Source organism: Mesorhizobium sp. M7A.F.Ca.CA.002.05.1.1, from assembly GCF_003998335.1.
Lineage (GTDB): Bacteria > Pseudomonadota > Alphaproteobacteria > Rhizobiales > Rhizobiaceae > Mesorhizobium.
On record NZ_RZQI01000380.1, the window covers coordinates 1 to 5,485 of the forward strand.

6 protein-coding genes are annotated in these 5,485 nt (G+C 65.2%); 4 read left to right on the forward strand and 2 right to left on the reverse strand.

Annotated features, from left to right (window positions below):
* The 3 genes from EN939_RS19230 to EN939_RS19240 form a co-directional block, all read left to right on the forward strand.
* Positions 1-880, forward strand: an 880-nt coding sequence (locus EN939_RS19230; RefSeq protein ID WP_164751075.1) for an NAD(P)/FAD-dependent oxidoreductase, incomplete at its 5' end; no start/stop codon positions are given.
* Positions 881-935: 55 nt separating this feature from the next.
* The gene (locus EN939_RS19235; protein ID WP_127269268.1) at positions 936-2,537 is read left to right on the forward strand and encodes an ABC transporter substrate-binding protein; all 1,602 of its coding nucleotides are present in this window, start codon (positions 936-938) and stop codon (positions 2,535-2,537) included.
* A 3-nt stretch (positions 2,538-2,540) separates the two neighbouring features.
* Positions 2,541-3,722, forward strand: a complete 1,182-nt coding sequence (locus EN939_RS19240) for a serine hydrolase domain-containing protein (RefSeq protein ID WP_236382751.1) — start codon at positions 2,541-2,543, stop codon at positions 3,720-3,722.
* Here EN939_RS19240 and EN939_RS19245 read toward each other — a convergent pair.
* Complete coding sequence (locus tag EN939_RS19245) at positions 3,719-4,432, reverse strand: 3-keto-5-aminohexanoate cleavage protein (RefSeq protein ID WP_127269269.1); 714 nt, start codon at positions 4,430-4,432, stop codon at positions 3,719-3,721. The genes EN939_RS19240 and EN939_RS19245 overlap by 4 nt on opposite strands.
* A 320-nt stretch (positions 4,433-4,752) precedes the next feature.
* Here EN939_RS19245 and EN939_RS19250 point away from each other — a divergent pair, with 320 nt between their 5' ends.
* Entirely contained in the window at positions 4,753-4,947 is a 195-nt protein-coding gene (locus EN939_RS19250) for a hypothetical protein (RefSeq protein ID WP_164748793.1), read from the forward strand.
* 54 nt (positions 4,948-5,001) lie between these two features.
* Here EN939_RS19250 and EN939_RS19255 read toward each other — a convergent pair.
* Positions 5,002-5,485: EAL domain-containing protein (locus EN939_RS19255; RefSeq protein ID WP_164751076.1), on the reverse strand; the 484-nt coding region annotated here is incomplete at its 5' end.

Here is a 5,485-nt window from a genome sequence, read left to right on the forward strand (position 1 = left end):
GCACGTCGGCGGTGTCGAAGACAGTGCAGCCGTCGACCGCATGGCGGCCGAGATGCAGGCGCTGGTGCCGAGCGTACGGCGCCTGTCAGCAGCAGAAGTCACCGCGCTGGTGCCGGTCATCGCCACGGCAACCACCTGCGGCGGCGTGCATGAACCCGGCGCGCTCGATGTCGACGCGGGAAAGATGCTTGCAGCTTCAGCCTCCGCGCTCAAGGCCGGCGGCGGCGTGATCCGCACCGGCGAGGAAGTGCTGGAGATTTCCCGCGTCGCAAATGGCTTCAGCGTCACCACCAATGCCGGCGCCTACCAGGCCGACATCGTCGTCGACGCCGCTGGCGCCTGGGTCGATGTCGTCGCCGGGCTGGCCGGTCTCTCCGGTCTCGGCTTCCGGCCGAAGCGCCGCACCGCCTTCCTTTTCGATCCGCCCGCCGGCACCGACATCAGCGCCTGGCCGCTGGTGGTCGATTTGCATGAACAATTCTACTTCAAGCCCGATGCCGGCAGGCTGATCGGCTCGCTGGCCGACGAGACCGATTCCGAACCCTGCGACGCCTATCCGGAAGACATCGACGTCGCCATCGCCGTCGACCGCATCGAACAGGCGACGTCGCTGCGCATCGGCCGTCCGTCGACGCCATGGGCGGGCCTGCGCACCTTTTCGCCCGACCGCACGCCGGTCATCGGTTTCGACCCGCGCCTGCCCGGCTTCTTCTGGCTCGGCGGCCAGGGCGGCTACGGCTTCCAGGTGTCGCTGACGCTGGCGCGGCTGGGTGCGGCGCTGCTGCGCGGCCAGCCGCTGCCGGACGATCTCACGGCACGCGGTATCACCTCCGCCGCGCTTGCGCCCGACCGTTTCATCACCCCGGCGGCGACGCCATGAACTTCACCGGCCTGCCCTTCCCTCAACCCGTAAAGTGTCATCAGGAGCGTTTGCGATGAAATCCGTTCTGCGCGCAGTCCTTAGCTCGTCCTTGCTGGCCTCGTCCGTCCTTCTTGGCGGACAGGCCTACGCCAAAACCCTGGTCTATTGCTCGGAAGCCAATCCCGAAACCTTCAACCCGGCGATCGGCACGGCGGACTCCACCATGGATGCCGCCGCCAAGACGATCTTCAACCGGCTGGTCGAGTTCAAGCCTGGCACCACCGAGGTCGGGCCGGCGCTGGCCGAAAGCTGGGAGGTCTCAGCCGACGGCAAGATCTACACGTTCCACCTACGCCACGGCGTGAAATTCCAGTCGAACGACCACTTTACACCGTCGCGCGAGTTCAATGCCGACGACGTGCTGTACACCTTCAACCGCCAGCGCGACGCCAGCAATCCCTACCACAAGTTCGGCGGCGGCGCTTACGAGTACTTCAACGCACTGGGCATGGGCTCGCTGATCGACAAGATCGACAAGGTCGACGACCACACCGTGCGCTTCACGCTGACGGCGGCCAACGTCACCTTCCTGCCCGGCATTGCGCTCGACTATCTCTCTATCCTGTCGTTGGAGCAGACCGAAAAGATGGTCACCGCCGGCACGCCGGAACTGATCGATAGCGAGCCCGTCGGCACCGGCCCGTTCGTGCTGCAGGCCTATGTCCCCGACAGCCAGATCCGCTACGCCGCCAACAAGGATTATTGGCGCGGCCCGCCGAAGATCGACACTCTGGTGTTCGCCGTTACGCCCGAACCGACCACGCGCGTCGAGCGTCTCAAGGCCAATGAGTGCCAGGTCGCCGCCCCGCCCCCGCCAAGCGCCGTCGCCGATTTGCGCACCGATCCCGACATCACCGTGCTCGACCTCAAGGGTCAGAACATCGGCATCCTCGGCTTCAATGTCGAACACCAGCCGCTCGGCGATGTGCGCGTGCGCATGGCGCTGGCCAAGGCCGTCGACCGCAAGGCGATCGTCGACGCCGTCTATGCCGGCGCCGGCACGGTCGCCGGCAGCGTCGTGCCGCCGGCGCAGATCGGGGCCGTCACCGACGCCGGCATCGACTATGACCCGGATGGCGCGAAGGCGCTGCTGAAGGAAGCCGGCCACGAGAGCGACCTGAAAATCAGCCTGTGGGCGATGCCGGTATCGCGGCCCTACAATCCCAATGCCAAGCGCATGGCCGAGATGATCCAGGCCGACTGGGCGAAAGTCGGCGTCAAGGCCGAGATCGTCAGCTTTGAATGGGGCGAATATCTCAAGCGCACCGCGGCGGGCGAACAGGACGCCTATCTGCTCGGCGGCAGCAGCGACAATGGCGACCCCGACAACATGCTGAGCTACCTGCTGTCCTGCGACGGCGTGAAGGGCGGCTCCAACCGCTCGCGCTGGTGCGATCCGGCCTTCGAGAAGCTGCTGCAGGACGGTCGCGTCGCCGCCGATCCGAAACAGCGCGCCGACATCTACGCCAGGGCGCAAGCGATCCTGAAGGTCGAGGTGCCGGTGGCGCCGATCGCCCATTCGGTGGTGGCGATCCCGATCCGCAAGAGCGTGCTCAACTACGTGCTCGACCCCTTCGGCCGGCAGAACTTTGCCGCCGTCGATATGGCGGAGTGAAGCTTGGCGACCCTGCCCTCGGGCTCGGCCCGGGGACGCACCGACACCTATGAAACCAGCAATTTGGCGGCGAAAGCAGAATCCATGCGTGAAGACCTGAACGCCCTCCTCAAGACCTATCTCACCGATGGCGCGGTAGGCGCCTCGCTCGCCTACTCCACAGGCGCCGCACCAACCGCCCTCACTGCCGGCCTCGCCGACCGGGAGCATGGCATTGCCGTCTCGCCCGACCGCCTGTTCAAGATCGGCAGTTGCACCAAAACCTTCGTCGCCGCCGCATTGGTCAAGCTCGCTCAGGACGGCAAGCTCGACCTCGGCGCGCCGATCGCCTCCTGGTTTCCCGACCTCCCGGGAGCAGAAGACATTTCGGTGCGCCAGCTGATCAACCACCGCAGTGGCCTGCCCGAGTTCGAATATTACATTCCGATGGATCCGAGCCGGCAATGGACGCCGCAACAGCTGGTCGACATAGCCTTCGTTTCCGACAAGCAGAAGGCGCCGGGCGGGCCCGCCGTCTACAACAACACCGGCTATGTTCTGGCCGGCATGGTGATCGAGGCTGTCTCCGGCCAGTCGCTGGGCGGTTATGTCAGAAGCGCGGTGCTGCACCCGCTCGGCCTGACAAACACCTGGTCGCCGGCCACCGAAGCCTTTCCGGAAAAGTCGATGGTGCGTGGTTACTACCACCGCCCCCCGCCGCCAGCGAATGCGCCCACCGACATCGCCTCGGGCGGCGAGATGTGGCGCATGGATGGCGTGCTGCCCTACTCCGACGACTTGCAGGATTCCTCCGATTCCTTCCCGTTCGGCGCCGCTTATGGCTGCGGCGACATGGTGTCGACGCCGTCCGATATGGTGAGCTTCATGCGTGGTCTCTTTTCCGGAAAGCTGCTGTCGCCGCCGTTCTTCGCCGAGATGTTCGAACACCGCGTGCCGGCAAGTTTCCCTGGCACACGCATGCGCGAGACCGGCGCCGGCATGTTCCAGAGCGCCTACGCCGATCGCGCCTTCTACGGCCACCAGGGCAGCATCCCCGGCTACGTCGCCGTGATGCTGCACGACCCGCTGTCCGGCCTGACCATCGCCATGACCAGCAATGTCGGCTCCGGCAACCGGCTGTCCTTCCAGGCCAGTGGCCTCCATCCGGTGGTCGATAAGGCGATCAGGATCATTCTGGAAAACTAGCCGCGAAAGATCGCCACGGCGGCAGCGATGATCGCCGCGTTGTCCTTCGCCACAGTTCCATCGGCGAGCGTATTGCCGTCTTCCAGACCGACCCGTGTCGACCAGCGCTTGCGATGCGCAACCTTGACGAAGGGCCAGACAGTTGCATCGACGCCATGCAGCAGGATCGGCCGCCGTACCCCGGCGCGCTCGAGCACGGCGACGATGCCATGCGCTTCGTCGAGTGCAGCGGACAGGTCCGGGATGTCGATCTCGATCAGAATGCGCAGCACCTGGTCGTGGCCGGGAAGCGCTACGAAGCGCTCGGCATCGGCGACGACGGCAAGCCCCGCCTCGATGCCGACACCACGCTGGCGCAGCAGTTCCATCACGGCGGGCGCATCCGGTTCGGACAGGTTGACCGAAGCATAGTCGGGCAGGTCTCGCCAGCCGGCGATCGCCGTGCGGGTCCGCTCGACGTCGTTCTCGATCCAGGCGCCGGTCGACACGCCGACCAGTGTTCCCGGGCAGGTCCGGCGCACCGCCAGCACGGTGGCGTCGACGGCTGCCAGGCTTTCGCGCCCGTCAGTGCCGCGCGGATGGATGTGCAGTTCGGCCGCTCCAGCGGCGACGCAGGCTGCCGCATCGCTGGCCATTGCCTCGGCAGTCAGCGGCAGCTTCGGGTGGAAATCGCGCACGCGCGCGCCGTTGATGCAGGCCTGGACGATCATCGGTCTCACCTTGCGCAGGAAGTTGACAGTCTAATCACGCGGCGGTGAAGCCGCCAATCTCCCCCGTGTGGGGGAGATCTTCAATCTCATCAAGCGTGCAGGCTGCGAAACAGATCGAAAATCTGATTGTTCAGGTCGGCAGGACAGCGCCCCCCTTTATCCTGCCGGACATCTCCCCCACGGGGGGAGATTGGCAGCATCAACGCCGCGCGCCTCCCCGCAACATTCGGCGGCATTTGAATAAAAGCCGCTTGTGGATATTTACCCGGCGTTCCCTCGTCTCCGGCAAGGTCTTCTAGGGCGGGATCATGGAGGGACCATTGACCAGCGATTTTTCAGCCGCCCGCATCCACCTCGAACGAGCCTATCATTATCTGCAAGGCAACGACGAGACGAGTCGCGCGGCCTGTGAAGCGCTCGATCTGTTGATCGAAGCGGTGACGGAAGCGCAGCACAGGCGACCCGAGGCTGGAGTGCTGGAGTTTCCGCAATCGACGGCGCGGCGAACCGGATAGAATGCGGCGAGTTTCAGGTCAGTTCGGCCTGGCCTGAAACTCGCCGCACCCGGATCACGATGCCTTGCGGGCCGTCGCTCCCTTGGTCGCACGCGCGACAATTCGTTCCAGCGGCTCTGGCCGGTGCAGCAAAAATCCCTGGCCGAAGGCGACGCCCATGTCGCTCAACATGGCCAGCGTGTCCTGCTGTTCGATCTTCTCGCCGACCACGTCACAGCCGAGGCTGCGGGCGATGCTGGTGATGGCCAGCACGATCTCGCGGTCGAAACGGCTTTGCGTGATGTGTTCGATGAAGGAACCGTCGATCTTGATCGTGTCGACGGGGAACCGCCGGAGATATTCGAACGAGCTCATACCGGCGCCGAAATCATCGAGGCTGACCCGGCAGCGCCGCTCGCGCGCCTTGCGCACAAACTGTTCGGCGGCGTCGAAATTGGTGACGGCGGCGGTTTCGGTGATCTCGAAGCCGATGCCCGAATGCGGCGCCCCGGTTTCTTCTATGACGTTGTCCACGAAGTCCCAAAGCTGCGGGTCGCTC

What these genes read in the sequence shown, in the direction of transcription:
- EN939_RS19245 (WP_127269269.1), bottom strand. Translation starts at nt 4,432, where the DNA reads ATGATCGTCCAGGCCTGCATCAACGGCGCGCGCGTGCGCGATTTCCAC.
- EN939_RS19235 (WP_127269268.1), top strand. Translation starts at nt 936, where the DNA reads ATGAAATCCGTTCTGCGCGCAGTCCTTAGCTCGTCCTTGCTGGCCTCG.